2 protein-coding genes are annotated in these 819 nt (G+C 38.1%); both read left to right on the forward strand.

Annotated features, from left to right (window positions below):
• Window positions 1–177 (forward strand): accessory Sec system protein Asp5 (locus GMD1S_RS08415; RefSeq protein WP_000563623.1); only part of this gene is annotated, 177 nt, incomplete at its 5' end.
• A 66-nt stretch (window positions 178–243) separates the two neighbouring features.
• The gene (locus tag GMD1S_RS08420; protein ID WP_000414878.1) at window positions 244–729 is read left to right on the forward strand and encodes an immunity protein YezG family protein; all 486 of its coding nucleotides are present in this window, start codon (window positions 244–246) and stop codon (window positions 727–729) included.
• Window positions 730–819: the final 90 nt, after the last annotated feature.

Below are 819 nucleotides of genomic sequence, written 5' to 3' on the forward strand. Positions count from 1 at the left end.
ATTGTCCTGGTTCTCATCCAACCTCGCCAAAGCCAACTCTTTTCCATGGATGCGACTAGCAATATCGGAAAACCAGGCTACTGGCAGAACAACCGCTTGGTAAAAATGGTGACCCTCTTGATTAGCCTAGCCTTGTTTGTATTGCTCCTCGTTTTTATGTTGGTGACCTATCAGTAAGAAGCGGTACCATTCACAGATAAAGGATACTAGAGACGGGGAAAATACATCTAACCGGAGGATAAAATGGAAAAACAAATGAATGAAAAAATTATCGAAATCGTGCATCAGGCCAACGATATGATTCCAGTTGAGTGGGATGATCTTTATATTAATTTTGAAGTAGATAAGACGCTTAGTGGTGGCGTGATATTTTTCTTTAAATATAAAGGAAAATATCATTATTACATGGATATTCCATCTTTATTTAATATTTCTGAAGACGAATTTGACAATGATTTTATGAAATTGTTTGATCTAGGTGGTGAGATGAAGAAGATTTTCATCGAGCAGGGTCTGGAGGAGTGGTCCGCCTTTACAATCAAAGTGGATGAACAGAATAAAACCTCTTTGGACTTTGACTATGCACCATGGAATGATAGTGAGTTTGGACCAACGGATAGAATAGAATTTTTTGAATACAAGTATCTCGGCAAGCAACCAGCTAATGAAAAAGAATTTGAGTTGTTCAAGGCTATGGAAGATTTCCAGCAGGAACATAATGGCAAGTAGAATGTTTGATAAAAGACCACCATTTAGGTGGTCTTTTATCAAACGCTGGTCCATAAGGTTTATGGTATACTGGGATTGTAGAGCCAGCAA

This window comes from Streptococcus sp. GMD1S (assembly GCF_000296875.1).
Taxonomy (GTDB): Bacteria; Bacillota; Bacilli; order Lactobacillales; family Streptococcaceae; genus Streptococcus.